This window comes from Micromonospora sp. NPDC005305 (genome assembly GCF_040607315.1).
Taxonomy (GTDB): Bacteria; Actinomycetota; Actinomycetes; order Mycobacteriales; family Micromonosporaceae; genus Micromonospora.
In genome coordinates this window covers 1-14344 of the sequence record NZ_JBEXGL010000021.1, presented here as the reverse complement: position 1 = coordinate 14344, position 14344 = coordinate 1, and the positions used below count along the sequence as shown (strand labels likewise).

Here is a 14344-nt window from a genome sequence, read left to right as displayed (position 1 = left end):
GCCTTCCTCCCGGGTCGGATCGGTCCGAGGGGTGACAATCAGGACATGTCGCGGCGTTGGCTCTTCGCTGACCAGCTGGGGCCGCACTTCCTCGACGAGCGGAAGCAGCCGGTTCTCCTCATCGAGTCCAAGGCGGTCTTCCGGCGGCGCGTCTTCCACCGGCAGAAGGCCCACCTGATCCTCTCCGCGCTCCGGCACCGCGCCGCCGAGCTGGGCGACCAGGCGATCTTCGTGCGCGGCGAGACGTACGGGCAGGCCCTGAGGCAGGTCCGCGAGCCACTGGAGGTGTGTCACCCGACCTCGCGGCGGGCGCTGGAGTTCGTCCGAGGGCTGGACGCGGTCACCGTGCTGCCGGCCCGGGGCTTCGCGACCAGCCTGGCGGACTTCGCCGACTGGGCCGACGACCGCCGGGGCGCGCTGCGGATGGAGGTGTTCTACCGGTTCGCCCGGGAGCACCACGGGGTGCTCATGGACGGTCGCGAGCCTGCGGGCGGCCGGTGGAGCTTCGACACCGAGAACCGGGATCCCCCGCCGAAGGACGGCAGGCTCGACGTCCCGGCGCCGGTGATGCCGAAGGAGGACGACATCGACGCGGAGGTCCGGGCCGACCTGGACCGCTGGGCCCGGGAGGGCATCCGGTTCGCCGGGCGGGACGGGCCCCGCCGCTTCCCGGCCACCACCGGCGAGGCGAGGTCCCGGTTGCGGCACTTCCTCCGGCACCGGCTCGCCGCGTTCGGCCGGTACGAGGACGCCATGCTCTCCACCGACCCGTGGCTGGCGCACAGCATGCTGTCGTCCTCGTTCAACCTGGGCCTGCTGGATCCCATGGTGGCGGTCCGGGGCGCCGAGCGGGCGTACCGGAGGCAGGAGGCGCCGCTGGCCGCCGTCGAGGGCTTCGTCCGGCAGGTGCTGGGCTGGCGGGACTACATGTGGCACACCTACTGGTATTTCGAGAAGGGCTGGCGGGACAGCAACGCGCTGGGCGCCCGCCGCGCCCTGCCGGACTGGTGGCGCGACCTGGACGCGGCTCCGGTCGACGCGCGCTGCCTGCAGGACGTGCTCACGGGCGTCCGCGACCGGGGCTGGGTGCACCACATCCCGCGGCTCATGGTGCTCGGCAACTACGCGCTCCAGCGCGGCTGGCGCCCGTCGGAGCTGGTCGAGTGGTTCCACACCCGGTTCGTGGACGGCTACGAGTGGGTGATGACCGGCAACGTGGTGGGCATGAGCCAGTACGCCGACCTGGGCCGGATGACCACCAAGCCGTACGTCGCCGGTGGCGCGTACATCAACCGGATGAGCGACTACTGCGGCGGCTGCCGCTACGACCCGCGGCAGCGGCTCGGCCCGGACGCCTGCCCGTTCACCGCCGGCTACTGGGCGTTCCTGGCCGGCAACCGCGACCGGATCCCGGGGAACGCGCGGATGGCCCGGGCCATGAAGCAGCTGGCGCTGCTCGGCGACCTGGACGCGGTGGTCGCCCAGGAAGGGCGGCGCGGCAGCGACCCGCCGTGACGCCTCAGGCGGTCGGGTCGGCGGCCGGGTCGGCCGGCGGCTCGGCGCGCTTCGGCGCGTAGCGCGGCACGTACTCCTGGCCGGTGAGCTTCTGGATCTCGGCCATCATCTCGTCGGTCATCGCCCGCAGCGACGTGCGGTCGTCGGACCGGCCGGTGAAGTCCAGCGGCTTGCCGAACCGGATGGTGATCTCCGCCCGGCCGGGCCGGGGCACCCGCGTGCCGATGGGCTGCGCCTTGTCGGTGCCGGTCACGCCCACCGGGATGATCGGCACGCCCGCCGCCACGGCCAGCCGGGCCGCGCCGGTCCGCCCCCGGTAGAGCCGGCCGTCGGGCGAGCGGGTCCCCTCCGGGTAGACGGCCACCAGGTCGCCGGCCTTGAGCACCGGGATGGCGGCGTCGAACGCGGACAGCGCCGCACGGCCACCGGCCCGCTCGACCGGGATGGCACCCAGCCCGGTGAGCACGAACTTCGAGAACGCGCCCTTCACGCCGGTGCCGTTGAAGTACTCCGACTTGGCCCAGAAGGCCAGGTGCCGGGGCACCACCGTGCCGAGCAGCAGCTCGTCGGCGACGGAGAGGTGGTTGCCCGCGAAGATCGCCCCGCCGGTCGCCGGGATGTGCTCCAACCCCTCCACGTGCGGACGGAAGGCCAACCGCAGCGTGGGCGCCACGGTGAGCTTGCCGATGGTGTAGAGCAGGGGCACGGGTCCTCCGGCGGTCGTACGTGAGCAGGCGCTGTCACGGTAGCGGACGGGTCGGCATCCGGCGGATCGGGTGGTCAGCCGTCCGCAGGCTGGTCCGGCGGCGCGGACGCCGCCGGACCCGCCATCAGAACCTCATACCCGCCGGACCGCCACCGTCACCCGCTCGCCCTCGCCGACCTCGCCGGCGAAGCCGTCGACGCCCTCGGCGAAGTCGACCGTGTCGGCCAGCACCTCCCGGGCCACGAAGTCGGTGTACGCGGCGACCGCCGCGCGGACCTCCTCCGAGGCGGAGACGGCCACCACGATCCGGTCCGAGACGTCCAGGTCGGCGTCCCGGCGGGCCTGCTGGACCACCCGGACCACGTCCCGGGCCAGCCCCTCGGCGGCCAGCTCGGGGGTGACCTCCGTGTCCAGCACGACCACGCCCTCGCCGCCGGGCAGCGGCGCGGAGTGCTCGGCGTCGGCGGCGACCAGGCGCAGCTCGTACTCGCCCTCGGCGAGGGTGACCCCGGCGGCGACCGGGGCGCCGTCCTGCAGCTCCCACTCCCCCGCCTTGACCGCCTTGATCACCTGCTGGACCGCCTTGCCGACCCGCGGGCCGAGCGCCCGGGGCACCACGGTCAGCACCTGCTCGCAGTAGGCGGACACCTCGTCGGTGAACTCCACCGCCTTCACGTTGACCTCGTCTGCAACCAGGTCGGCGAAGGGCCGCAGCTGGGCCGCGACCGGTGAGGCCACGGTCAGCTTCGACAGCGGCAGCCGCACCCGCAGCCCCTTTGCCTTGCGCAGCGACAGCGCCGCCGAGGCGACCGCCCGGACGTTGTCCATGGCGGCCACCAGCTCGTGGTCGGCCGGGAACTCCTCCGCCGACGGGAAGTCGGTCAGGTGCACCGACCGCTCGCCGGTGAGCCCGCGCCAGATCTCCTCCGCGGTCAGCGGCGCGAGCGGCGCCACCACCCGGCAGAGCGTCTCCAGCACCGTCCACAGCGTGTCGAACGCGTCGGCGTCGCCCGCCCAGAACCGGTCCCGGGAGCGGCGCACGTACCAGTTGGTCAGCGCGTCCAGGAAGGACCGGACGGTGGCGCAGGCGCCCGAGATGTCGTACGCGTCGAGCTGACCCTGGACCGTCGACACCAGCTCGTTCGTCTTCGCCAGCACGTACCGGTCGAGCAGGTGCGTCGAGTCGGTGCGGCGCTTCGCCGTGTAGCCGTCCGCGTTGGCGTAGAGCGAGAAGAAGTACCAGACGTTCCACAGCGGCAGCAGCACCTGGCGCACCGCGTCCCGGATGAGCGTCTCGGTGACCGCCATGTCGCCGCCGCGCAGCACCGGCGAGGACATCAGCATCCAGCGCATGGCGTCCGACCCGTACGCGTCGAAGACGTGGTAGACGTCCGGGTAGTTGCGCAGGCTCTTGGACATCTTGCGCCCGTCGGAGCCGAGCAGGATGCCGTGGCTGAGGCAGTTGCGGAACGCCGGCCGGTCGAACAGCGCGGTGGCCAGCACGTGCATGGTGTAGAACCAGCCGCGCGTCTGTCCGATGTACTCGACGATGAAGTCGCCCGGGTAGTGGTGCTCGAACCACTCGCGGTTCTCGAACGGGTAGTGCACCTGGGCGAACGGCATCGAGCCGGACTCGAACCAGCAGTCCAGCACCTCGGGAACCCGGCGCATCATCGACTGCCCGGTCGGGTCGTCCGGGTTGGGGCGGACCAGGTCGTCCACCGCGGGCCGGTGCAGGTCGGTCAGGCGTACGCCGAAGTCCCGCTCGATGTCGGCCAGCGAGCCGTACACGTCGACGCGCGGGTGGTTCGGGTCGTCGGACTTCCACACCGGGATCGGCGAGCCCCAGAACCGATTCCGGCTGATCGACCAGTCGCGGGCGTTGGCCAGCCACTTGCCGAACGAGCCGTCCTTGATGTGCGCCGGCGTCCAGTTGATCTGCTGGTTCAGCTCGACCATCCGGTCCTTGACCCGGGTGACCGCGACGAACCAGGAGGAGACCGCCTTGTAGACGAGCGGGGTGTCGCAGCGCCAGCAGTGCGGGTAGGAGTGGGTGTAGGTGTCCTGCCGGAGCACCACCCCCCGCTCCTTCAGCTCCCGGATCACCGGCTTGTTCACGTCGAAGACCTGCTCGCCCTGGTACGGCGGCACCAGCCCGGTGAACCGGGTGTGGTCGTCGACCGTGACGATGGTCGGGATGCCGGCCGCGTTGCAGGTGTTCTGGTCGTCCTCACCGAAGGCCGGAGCCAGGTGGACGATCCCGGTGCCGTCCTCGGTGGTGACGAACTCCGCGCCGAGCACCTGGTAGGCGTTCTCGCCGGCCTGGTCGACGAGGAAGTCGTAGAGCGGCGTGTAGCGGCGCCCGACCAGGTCCCGGCCGAGCACGGTGCCGACCTGCTCGTACCCCTCCAGCTCCTTGGCGTACGCGCCGAGCCGGGCGGCGCCGACCAGGTAGCGGTCGCCGTCGCGGTCCAGCACCGCGTACTCGATGTCGGGGCCGACGGCGAGCGCCAGGTTCGACGGCAGGGTCCACGGCGTGGTGGTCCAGACGCCGAGCCGCACCGGGCCGCGCACCAGCTCGGGGGCCGAGTCGTCGGCGGTCAGCTCGAACCAGACGGTCAGCGTCGGGTCGTGCCGGTCCTTGTAGACGTCGTCCATCCGGGTCTCGGTGTTCGACAGCGGGGTCTCGCACCGCCAGCAGTAGGCCAGCACCCGGAAGCCCTCGTAGACCAGACCCTTGTCGTGCAGGGTCTTGAAGGCCCACATGACGCTCTCCATGTAGTCCAGGTCGAGCGTCTTGTAGTCGTTGGCGAAGTCGACCCAGCGGGCCTGCCGGGTGACGTACCGCTCCCAGTCCTGGGTGAACTCCAGCACCGACGTGCGGCAGGCCTCGTTGAACCGGGCCACGCCGAGGTCGAGGATCTCCGCCTTGGTGGTGATGCCGAGCTGCTTCTCGGCGACCACCTCGGCCGGCAGGCCGTGGCAGTCCCAGCCGAACCGGCGCTCGACGTGCCGGCCGCGCATGGTCTGGTAGCGCGGCACGACATCCTTCACGTATCCGGTGAAGAGGTGGCCGTAGTGCGGCAGGCCGTTGGCGAAGGGCGGGCCGTCGTAGAAGACGAACTCGTTCTTCCCGTCCTCGCCGGTGGGACGCGCCTCGACGCTGACCTCGAAGGTCTTGTCGGCCGTCCAGTGCTCCAGGACCCGGCGCTCGACCGCGGGCAGGTCCGGGCTCGCCGGGACGCCGGCGGCGGTCGGGTCGTGCAACGGATAGGCCATCGGGGGTCGCTCTCCTCAGCAGCTCACATGTCCGTGGGTCTGCGAGGACGAACCCGTTCCCGGTACGCCGTGCCGGCGCGCCCGGGGCAAGGCCCGCGGTACCACCCCGCTTGGCGGTCCGAGGTGCGACCGCCCGCTCGTTGGCCGGCTGTGACGGGCCGTCCCGTCCGGTTCTACTGAGCCGGTCACCCGGCCGTTCTTCCGGAGGCTCACCGGTGATGGCCGGGTCGTCGCCTGTCTGCCGTCAAGCGTACTCGACCCGCCCCCCCGTCCCGCTCCGGACTATCCGCCCACCCCATGACCACCGTCACACCGCCGCGCCGTCACATCGCCCCGGCCCCGATCCGTCGTGTGGGCGTACCGACGACTTGAAGGAGGCGGCGATGAGCCGGATGGACGCGGCGACGGTGGCGCCGGAGGCGTACCGGGCGGTGCTCGGGTTGGAGAAGTACGTCCAGAAGAACGTGGACCACACCGTGCTGGAGCTGGTCAAGCTGCGGGCGTCGATGTTGAACGGCTGCTCGTTCTGCGTCGACATGCACAGCCGGGACGCGCTCGGGGCGGGCGAGTCGAGCCGGCGGCTGTTCGCCGTCGCGGCGTGGCGGGAGGCGCCCTTCTTCACCGAGCGGGAGCGGGCCGCGCTGGCGCTGACCGACGCGGTGACCCGGCTCGGCGAGCACGGCGTGCCGGACGACGTGTGGGACGCCGCCGCGAAGGTCTGGTCGGAGAAGGAACTGGCCGATCTGGTGGTCGCGATCGCCACAATCAACGTGTGGAACCGGATCTCGGTGAGCACCCGTACCGAGCCGCCGGTCGAGGTGTGACCTCACCCTCGGCGGCGGCGCAGGCGGCCGGTGCGCTCACGGCGCACCGGCCGATGCTGCTCGGGCTGGCGTACCGCCTGCTGGGCAGCCTGCACGACGCCGAGGACGTGCTCCAGGAGGCGTACCTGCGCTGGCTGGACGTCGACCGGGACAGCGTGGCCGAGCCGCGCCGCTACCTGTCCCGGGTGGTGACCCGGCTGGCCCTGGACCGGCTGCGGGCCCGGCAGGCCGCCCGGGAGACGTACGTCGGGCCGTGGTTGCCGGAGCCGGTGCCGACCGACCCGTCCCCGTTCGGCCCGCTGGACACGGTCGAGCAGCGGGAGACGCTCTCCACCGCGCTGCTGCACCTGCTGGAACGGCTCACCCCGCCGGAGCGGGCGGTGTACGTGCTGCACACCGCCTTCGCCCTGCCGTACGCCGAGATCGGTGACCTGCTGGACCGGTCCGCGGCGGACTGCCGGCAACTGCACCACCGCGCGGTGGCCCGGATCGCCGACGGCCGGCCGCGGTTCACCGCCGGCCCGGCCGAGCAGCGCCGGCTGCTCGACGCCTTCCTGGCCGCGGCGCGCGACGGCGACCTGGCCCGGCTGACCGGCCTGGTCGCGGCCGACGCCACCTCGTGGAACGACGGCGGCGGCCGGGTCTCGGCGGCCCGCAACCCGGTGCACGGCCCGGACCGGATCGCCCGCTTCTTCGCCGGCCTGTACCACCAGCGCCACCCCGAGGTCCGGGCCACCCCGGTCGAGCTCAACGGCGCGCCCGCGCTGGTGCTGACCTGGCCCGGCGCCCGCTACATCCTCTCCGTGGCCGCCGCCGAGGGCCGGATCACCGGCGTCTACCTGATCGGCAATCCGGACAAACTGACCGGCGTGCCGGGCTGAGCACGCACGACGGCCCCGGCCCGCACGCGCGGGAACCGGGGCCGTCGGAGGTCGGATCAGCTCAGCTCGGGGAACCAGAGGGCGATCTCGCGCTTGGCGCTGTCCACCGAGTCGGAGGCGTGCACCAGGTTCTCCCGGTTGGAGAGGGACAGGTCGCCGCGGATGGTGCCGGCGGCGGCCTTGCGGCCGTCGGTGCTGCCGATCATCCCGCGGACCACCTCGATCACCTGGTCGCCGGAGAGCACCAGGGCGGCCAGCGGGCCCCCGGTCATGAACGCCTTCAGCGGCGGGTAGAACGGCTTGTCCACGTGCTCGGCGTAGTGCTGGTCGGCGAAGTCGCCGTCCATGGCGCGGACCACCAGCGCGTCGATCCGCAGGCCCTTGCGCTCGAAACGGCCGAGGATCTCCCCGACCAGACCGCGGCGGACCGCGTCGGGCTTGATCAGTACGAGCGTCCGCTCGTCCGGGCTGCTGCTGGACACGCTGGTTTCCTCCTGTGCGCGGAACCGGGTCGGGCTGGGTACGGTCAGCGTAGCGACCCGGCCCCGGCGCCGGCGCGGCGGCTGCTCCTTCCCTGGGTCGCCGCGGCGGCCTAGCCTGGCCCTGGAACCCCTGGGAGGTCCACTGTGGCGAATGGCGGGAACCGACCCATCGCGCCGGTACGCAAGCTGATCGGCGCGGTGCTGGGCACCCTGGCCACGTTCGTGACCCTGTTCGGGCTGGGCATGACGAGCTGGGCGATCGTGGCGCTCGGAGTCGCCCTGCTGGTGCTGGCGATCGCCCTGGCCACGGTCCGCGGCGGCGGCCGCACCTGGGTTGTCGGGCTCGGCCACGTACACAGCGCCTCCGAGCCGCCCACCCAGTACGCCTTCGGCCGCTGTGAGCTGCAACTGGTGATCGACGCCCCCGGCCTGCCGCCCCGGTCCAAGAAGATCATCGAGCCGCGGGTCCCGGTCGCCAAGTGGCCGTCGCTGGGTCAGGCGCTGCCCGTCCGGGTCGCCCTCGACGACCAGCGGCACGTCCGCGTCCTCTGGGACGAGGTGCCCACCCACGCCGAGACGGCCGCCGCGGTGGCCGACCTGCCGCCCGAGTTCGCCGACCCGGGCCCGGTCGACGAGGTGCTGATCGGGCAGGAGGCCCCGCCGTGGGCCGACCGGGCTCCGGAGGACGACTTCCGCGACGACTTCCCGCCCGCGCCGGACCCGCTCCTCGACGACCTCACCGGGCTGCCCGAGGACCGCGAGCCGGTGGTGCTGCACCAGCGCCCCGGCGGCGGGGTCGTCCTGGAGGGGCAGCTGGTCGAGCCGGCCACGGCCGGTCCGCTCCCCCGCCGGGCCCCGACGCCCCGCCCGCCCGCCGAGGAGCGGTTCGACACCGTGCCGGTGGACCCGATCGACGTCCCGTTGGACGAGCCGGCCGGCGACGCGCCGCCCACCCCCGAGGAGCTGGACGAGGCCATCTTCGGCCCGGCCGGCGAGGACGAGCCGGCCGAGGCGGCGAGCCCGATCAGCGGCATCGGCATCACCCTGCTCGTCACCGACCTGGACCGGTCCCTGGACTTCTACCGGGACCTCGGCTTCGCCGAGGTGGACCGGGGCGAGGGCAACGCCGTCCTCGCCTCCGGGCCGACCCGCCTGGTGCTGCGCCGGGTGACCGGGGCCGCACCGATGAGCCGCCGGCTGGTCCACGTCAACCTCGAGGTCGACGACATCCAGTCGGCCTACGAGCGGCTGCGCGGGTCGGGCGTCCGGTTCACGTATGCCCCGCGGGTGGTCAACCGGGGCACCAAGCTGGAGGTGTGGGCGGCCGCCTTCCGCGACCCGGACGGGCACGGCGTGGCGCTCACCCAGTGGCGCACCCTCGCCGACGCCTGACCCCGCCGGCTCAGCGGAGGATGACCCGCCGCACGTGCAGGGCATACGCCCACACGAGCGCGAAGATGACGCCGAGCGCGAACAGCGACCAGTGCAGCAGCCCGGCGAGCAGCAGCAGGGCCTGGAGCACGGTGCCGGCGTTCCAGGCCCAGGCCCGCTTCATCAGGCCGGCCAGCACCACGCAGGCGACCGCCAGCGCGACGATGGCGGCGACGGCCGCCCCGCTGAGGTCTCCCCCGACCACCCGGATCGGCTGGATGGCCAGCAGCAGCACCAGCGCCTCCAGCGCGAGGGTGCCGGCACCGAGACCGCGGACCGCCTTGTCGGGGTCGCGCAGCCCGGAGCGCCGCGACCCCGGCTGCTCCGCCCCGTCCGGCGGGCGCTCGTCCACCGGGCCGGTCATCGCTTGAGCAGCCGGCGGGCGTCGGCCACGGTCATCACCGATCCGGTGATCAGCACACCCACCCCGGCCAGCTCGCCCGGCACGTCGGACTCGGCCTCGGCGACGGCCGCCTCGATGGCGTCCGGCATCGCCTCGGTCACCTCCACCCGGTCCGGCCCGAAGACCTCCCGGGCCAGCGCGGCCAGCTCGTCGACGGGCATGGCCCGGGGCGAGCTGTTGACGGTGACCACGATCGAGTCGAGCACCGGTTCGAGCAGCTCCAGCAGGCTGGCCGCGTCCTTGTCGCCGAGCACGGCGAGCACCCCGACCAGCTTGCTGAACGCGAACTCCTCCTGGACCGCGGTGACCGTGGCGGCCATCCCGTGCGGGTTGTGCGCGCCGTCGAGCAGGATCGTGGGGGCGGTGCGGACCCGCTCCAGCCGGCCCGGCGAGCTGGCCCCCGCGAAGCCCTCCCGGACCGCCTCGACGTCGAGCTGCCGCCGTGCGCCCGCGCCGAGGAACGCCTCCACCGCGGCGAGCGCCACGGCGGCGTTCTGCGCCTGGTGCGCGCCGTGCAGCGGGATGAAGATCTCCTCGTAGACCCCGCCGAGGCCCTGGATGGTGAGCACCTGGCCGCCGACCGCGACGGTGCGGCGCAGCACGCCGAACTCGGCGCCCTCCCGCGCGACGGTGGCGCCGACCTCGGCGCAGCGTTCCAGGATGGGCCGGGCGGCCTCCTCCTCCTGCGCCGCCGCGATCACCGTGGCGCCGGAGTGGATGATGCCCGCCTTGTGCAGCGCGATGTCCTCGACGGTGTCGCCGAGCCACTCGGTGTGGTCCAGCCCGATCGGGGTGATCACCGCGACGCCGGCCTGGATCACGTTGGTGGCGTCCTCGGCGCCGCCGAGGCCCACCTCCACCACGGCGACGTCCACCGGGGCGTCGGCGAAGGTGGCGAAGGCCAGCGCCGTGGTCAGGTCGAAGTAGGTCAGCGGTTCGGCGGAGCGCTGGTCGACCAGCTCGGCGAGGGGCGCCACCTCCCGGTACATGGCCACGAACCGGTCCTCGCTCACCGGCTCGCCGTCCAGGCTGATCCGCTCCCGGACCGTCTCCAGGTGCGGGCTCGTGTAGCGGCCGGTGTGCAGCCCGAACGCCCGCAGCAGCGCGTCGATCATCCGGGCGGTCGACGTCTTGCCGTTGGTTCCGGTCAGGTGGATCGACGGGTACGCCCGCTGCGGGCTGCCGAGCAGGTCGAGCAGGCTCTCGATCTTCTCCAGCTCGAAGTGCATGCGGGTGAAGCCGCGCGCGTTCAGCGCGGCCTCCACCTCGGCGAATTCGGTGCGGTCGGTCACGAGGGAAGCGCCTCCAGCGCGGCGTCGATCCGGATGAGATCGGCCTCGGCCACCGCGAGCCGCTCCCGGATCTTGGCGACCACGGGCTCGGGGGCCTTGCCGACGAACGCGGGGTTGTCGAGCTTCGCCCGCGCCTGCGCGGCCTCCTTCTCAGCGGCCGCCCGGTCCTTGGTCAGTCGGGCCCGCTCGGCGGCCACGTCGATCGAACCCCGGGTGTCCAGCGCCACGCTCACCTCGCCCGGCATGGCGAGGGTCGCGCTGGCCTGGAAGTCGTCGCCCGGCGCGTCGAGCCGGACCAGCGAGCGCACCAGCGGCTCGTGCGCCGCGATGCCGGCGCCGGTCAGGCCGTCGAGCCGGGCGGCCACCCGCTGCGTCGGGCGCAGCCCCTGGTCGGACCGGAACCGCCGGATCTCGGTCACCACCCGCTGCAGGGTGCCGACCTCGACCTCCGCCGGGTCGTCGACGAGGGTACGGTCGGCCGCCGGCCACGCGGCGGTCATCACGGTCTCGCCACCGGTCAGCGCGGTCCACAGCTCGTCGGTGACGAACGGGATCACCGGGTGCAGCAGCCGCAGCAACTGGTCCAGCACGTGCCCGAGCACCCGGCGGGTGGCGTCGGCCGACGCCCCGCCCTCGGCGAGCACCGGCTTGCTCAGCTCCACGTACCAGTCGCAGACGTCGTCCCAGGCGAAGTGGTAGAGCAGGTCGCAGACCTTCGCAAACTCGTACGCCTCGAACTGCTCGTCCACCTCGGCGGTGACGTGCGCCAGCCGGGACAGGATCCACCGGTCGACGGTCGACAGCTCGGTCGCGGCCGGCAGCGGCCCGTCGGTGTGCGCGCCGTTGAGCAGCGCGAACCGGGTGGCGTTCCACAGCTTGTTGCAGAAGTTGCGGGAGCCCTGGCACCACTCCTCGCTGACCGGCACGTCCTGGCCGGGGTTGGCGCCCCGGGCCAGGGTGAACCGGGTGGCGTCGGCGCCGAACCGGTCGATCCAGTCCAGCGGGTCGACCACGTTGCCGAACGACTTCGACATCTTCTTGCCGTGCTCGTCGCGCACCATGCCGTGCAGGGCGACCACGTCGAACGGCTGCACGCCGTCCATGGCGTAGAGGCCGAACATCATCATCCGGGCGACCCAGAAGAAGAGGATGTCGTAGCCGGTGACCAGCACGCTGGTCGGGTAGAACTTCGCCAGGTCCGGGGTGCGCTCGGGCCAGCCGAGCGTGGAGAACGGCCACAGGCCGCTGGAGAACCAGGTGTCCAGGACGTCCTCGTCCTGCCGCCAGCCCTCGCCGGTCGGCGGCTCCTCGTCGGGGCCGACGCAGACGATCTCGCCGGCCGGGCCGTACCAGACCGGGATGCGGTGACCCCACCAGAGCTGCCGGGAGATGCACCAGTCGTGCATGTTGTCGACCCAGGCGAAGTAGCGCTTGGCCAGCTCGGCGGGCTCGATCTTCACCCGGCCGTCGCGGACCGCGTCGCCGGCGGCCTGGGCCAGCGGGGCGGTGTTGACGAACCACTGCAGCGACAGCCGCGGCTCGACGGTCGTCTTGCACCGGGAGCAGTGCCCCACGGCGTGCACGTACGGCCGCTTCTCGGCGACGATCAGGCCCTGCTCACGCAGCGCCGCCACGATCGCCGGGCGGGCCTCGTAACGGTCCAGGCCCTGGAACGGGCCCGGCGCGGTGATGATCCCCCGCTCGTCCATGATCGTCAGCTGCGGCAGGTCGTGCCGCTGGCCGATCTCGAAGTCGTTCGGGTCGTGCGCCGGGGTCACCTTCACCATGCCGGTGCCGAAGCTCGGGTCGACGTGCTCGTCGGCCACGATCGGGATCCGCCGGTCGGTGAGCGGCAGGTCCACCTCAGTGCCGATCAGGTGCCGGTAGCGCTCGTCCTCCGGGTGCACCGCGACCGCGGTGTCGCCGAGCATGGTCTCGGCCCGGGTGGTGGCCACCACCACCTCGTCGCTGTAGCGGATCGAGATGAGCTCGCCCTCGTCGTCGGTGTGCTCGACCTCGATGTCGGAGAGCGCCGTGAGGCAGCGCGGGCACCAGTTGATGATCCGGTTGGCCCGGTAGATGAGCCCGTCGTCGAAGAGCTTCTTGAACATGGTCTGGACGGCCCGGGACAGGCCCTCGTCCATGGTGAAGCGCTCACGGTCCCAGTCGACCGCGTCGCCGAGCCGGCGCATCTGGCCCAGGATGGCGCCGCCGGACTCGGCCTTCCACTGCCAGACCCGCTCGACGAACTTCTCCCGGCCCAGGTCGTGCCGGGACAGGCCCTCGCCGGCGAGCTGCCGCTCGACCAGGTTCTGGGTGGCGATGCCGGCGTGGTCCATGCCGGGCAGCCAGAGCGCCTCGAAGCCCTGCATCCGCTTGCGGCGGTTCAACGCGTCCATGAGGGTGTGCTCGAACGCGTGGCCCATGTGCAGCGAGCCGGTGACGTTCGGCGGCGGGATGACGATGGTGAAGGGCGGCTTGTCGCTGTCCGCCGATGCCCGGAAGTGGCCGGCGGCTACCCACTGCTCGTACCGTCGCTGCTCTACCTCGCCGGGCTGGTACTGGCCGGCGAGGGTCGGGGCGTCGGGGCGTCGGGCATCCAGTCTGTCGGTCACCCCTGAAAGTCTACGGAGCGCTTTCGGAGACCCGACGTGCCCCACCTGTTAGTTCGCGTACGGTGGCGGACATGTCCGACGCGCACCTCACCGAGCGTCCGGTCGACGACGGTCCCGAGCCGGTCGACCTCACCGACGAGCCGATCCGGCTGAGCCGCCGCGACCCGGCGCTGGAGCCCGAGCGACGCCCCGTCTCCCGGCGACGGAAGATCGCGCTCGCGGCTGCGCTGGCGGTCGGGCTGGCCGGCGCCGCGGCGCTCGGCCTCGGCGGCTGGCGGGTGCTCGCGGAGAAGGACACCGACCTGAGCACCCCGGCCACGGTGGCCGGGCTGTCCAGGGACGACAGCGACCGGGCCCGCAGCACCGCCGACTACCTGCGCGACGGTTTCGCCGCCGACATCGAGCTGGACCGGAGCTTCGGCACGGTCTACACCGACCCGGCGGACGCCAAGAAATCCGTGCTGCTCTTCGGCGGCACCACCCTGCTGTGGCAGCCGGAGCGGGATCTGGACAGCCTCTTCGGGCTGATGGCCGACGAGACCGGCAAGGTGACCGGCCTGCGCAAGGTGGACGCCGGCGCCCTGGGCGGCGTCATGAAGTGCGGCACGACCAGCGGCGACGGCGGCGACTTCGCGGTCTGCGGCTGGGCCGACCACGGCAGCGTCGCGATGGGGATGTTCCCGGGCCGGGCCGTGGACGACTCGGCAGCGCTGTTCCGCCGGCTCCGCGAGGGCATCCAGACCCGCTGAACGGCCGGCACCCTCGGGGTGCCGCAATACGCCTGGGAAACGCAGTCAGGGCCACCCCGAAGGGTGGCCCTAACTGGAAGATTGTCCGGCGGTGTCCTACTCTCCCACACCCTCCCGAGTGCAGTACCATCGGCGCTGGAGGGCTTAGCTTCCGGGTTCGGAATGTT

The 14344-nt window shown here is 72.7% G+C and carries 11 protein-coding genes; 5 read left to right on the top strand and 6 right to left on the bottom strand.

Translation table 11 applies throughout. From position 1 onward, the window contains the following. Positions 1–45: 45 nt before the first annotated feature. Complete coding sequence (locus ABZS80_RS26610; RefSeq protein ID WP_355060003.1) at positions 46–1515, top strand: cryptochrome/photolyase family protein; 1470 nt, start codon at positions 46–48, stop codon at positions 1513–1515. A 4-nt stretch (positions 1516–1519) separates the two neighbouring features. On the opposite strand, the gene ABZS80_RS26605 is transcribed toward ABZS80_RS26610, so the two are convergent. Both ABZS80_RS26605 and ileS read right to left on the bottom strand, forming a co-directional pair. Continuing rightward, entirely contained in the window at positions 1520–2221 is a 702-nt protein-coding gene (locus tag ABZS80_RS26605) for a lysophospholipid acyltransferase family protein (protein ID WP_355060001.1), read from the bottom strand. 132 nt (positions 2222–2353) lie between these two features. Continuing rightward, positions 2354–5500, bottom strand: a complete 3147-nt coding sequence (gene ileS / locus ABZS80_RS26600; RefSeq protein ID WP_355059999.1) for an isoleucine--tRNA ligase — start codon at positions 5498–5500, stop codon at positions 2354–2356. Between the two features lie 383 nt (positions 5501–5883). On the opposite strand from ileS, the gene ABZS80_RS26595 reads away from it, so the two are divergent. After that, positions 5884–6324, top strand: a complete 441-nt coding sequence (locus ABZS80_RS26595; protein ID WP_151464896.1) for a carboxymuconolactone decarboxylase family protein — start codon at positions 5884–5886, stop codon at positions 6322–6324. Next, positions 6321–7205: an RNA polymerase sigma factor SigJ gene (gene sigJ, locus ABZS80_RS26590; protein WP_355059998.1), complete on the top strand. Its 885-nt coding sequence runs from the start codon at positions 6321–6323 to the stop codon at positions 7203–7205. The genes ABZS80_RS26595 and sigJ overlap by 4 nt, the downstream gene beginning before the upstream one ends. Positions 7206–7261: 56 nt before the next feature. Here sigJ and ndk read toward each other — a convergent pair whose 3' ends face one another. After that, positions 7262–7687, bottom strand: coding sequence for a nucleoside-diphosphate kinase (ndk, locus tag ABZS80_RS26585; RefSeq protein WP_151464897.1), 426 nt, complete (start codon positions 7685–7687; stop codon positions 7262–7264). A 144-nt stretch (positions 7688–7831) separates the two neighbouring features. Here ndk and ABZS80_RS26580 point away from each other — a divergent pair, with 144 nt between their 5' ends. Next, on the top strand, positions 7832–9079 hold the full coding sequence (locus ABZS80_RS26580) for a VOC family protein (protein ID WP_355059995.1): 1248 nt from the start codon (positions 7832–7834) through the stop codon (positions 9077–9079). 10 nt (positions 9080–9089) lie between these two features. Here ABZS80_RS26580 and ABZS80_RS26575 read toward each other — a convergent pair whose 3' ends face one another. Genes ABZS80_RS26575 through ABZS80_RS26565 form a run of 3 tightly spaced genes read right to left on the bottom strand, consistent with a single transcriptional unit; the run spans position 9090 to position 13428 of the window. After that, a complete protein-coding gene (locus ABZS80_RS26575) occupies positions 9090–9482 on the bottom strand; it encodes a DUF4233 domain-containing protein (RefSeq protein ID WP_355059993.1) in 393 nt (130 codons plus the stop codon). After that, complete coding sequence (locus tag ABZS80_RS26570) at positions 9479–10813, bottom strand: folylpolyglutamate synthase/dihydrofolate synthase family protein (protein WP_355059991.1); 1335 nt, start codon at positions 10811–10813, stop codon at positions 9479–9481. Before ABZS80_RS26570 ends, ABZS80_RS26575 begins: the two co-directional genes overlap by 4 nt. After that, positions 10810–13428 (bottom strand): valine--tRNA ligase, encoded by a 2619-nt coding sequence (locus tag ABZS80_RS26565; protein WP_355059989.1) that lies wholly within the window; start codon positions 13426–13428, stop codon positions 10810–10812. The genes ABZS80_RS26570 and ABZS80_RS26565 overlap by 4 nt, the downstream gene beginning before the upstream one ends. Before the next feature lie 71 nt (positions 13429–13499). On the opposite strand from ABZS80_RS26565, the gene ABZS80_RS26560 reads away from it, so the two are divergent. Next, positions 13500–14177 (top strand): hypothetical protein, encoded by a 678-nt coding sequence (locus ABZS80_RS26560; RefSeq protein ID WP_151465663.1) that lies wholly within the window; start codon positions 13500–13502, stop codon positions 14175–14177. Positions 14178–14344: the final 167 nt, after the last annotated feature.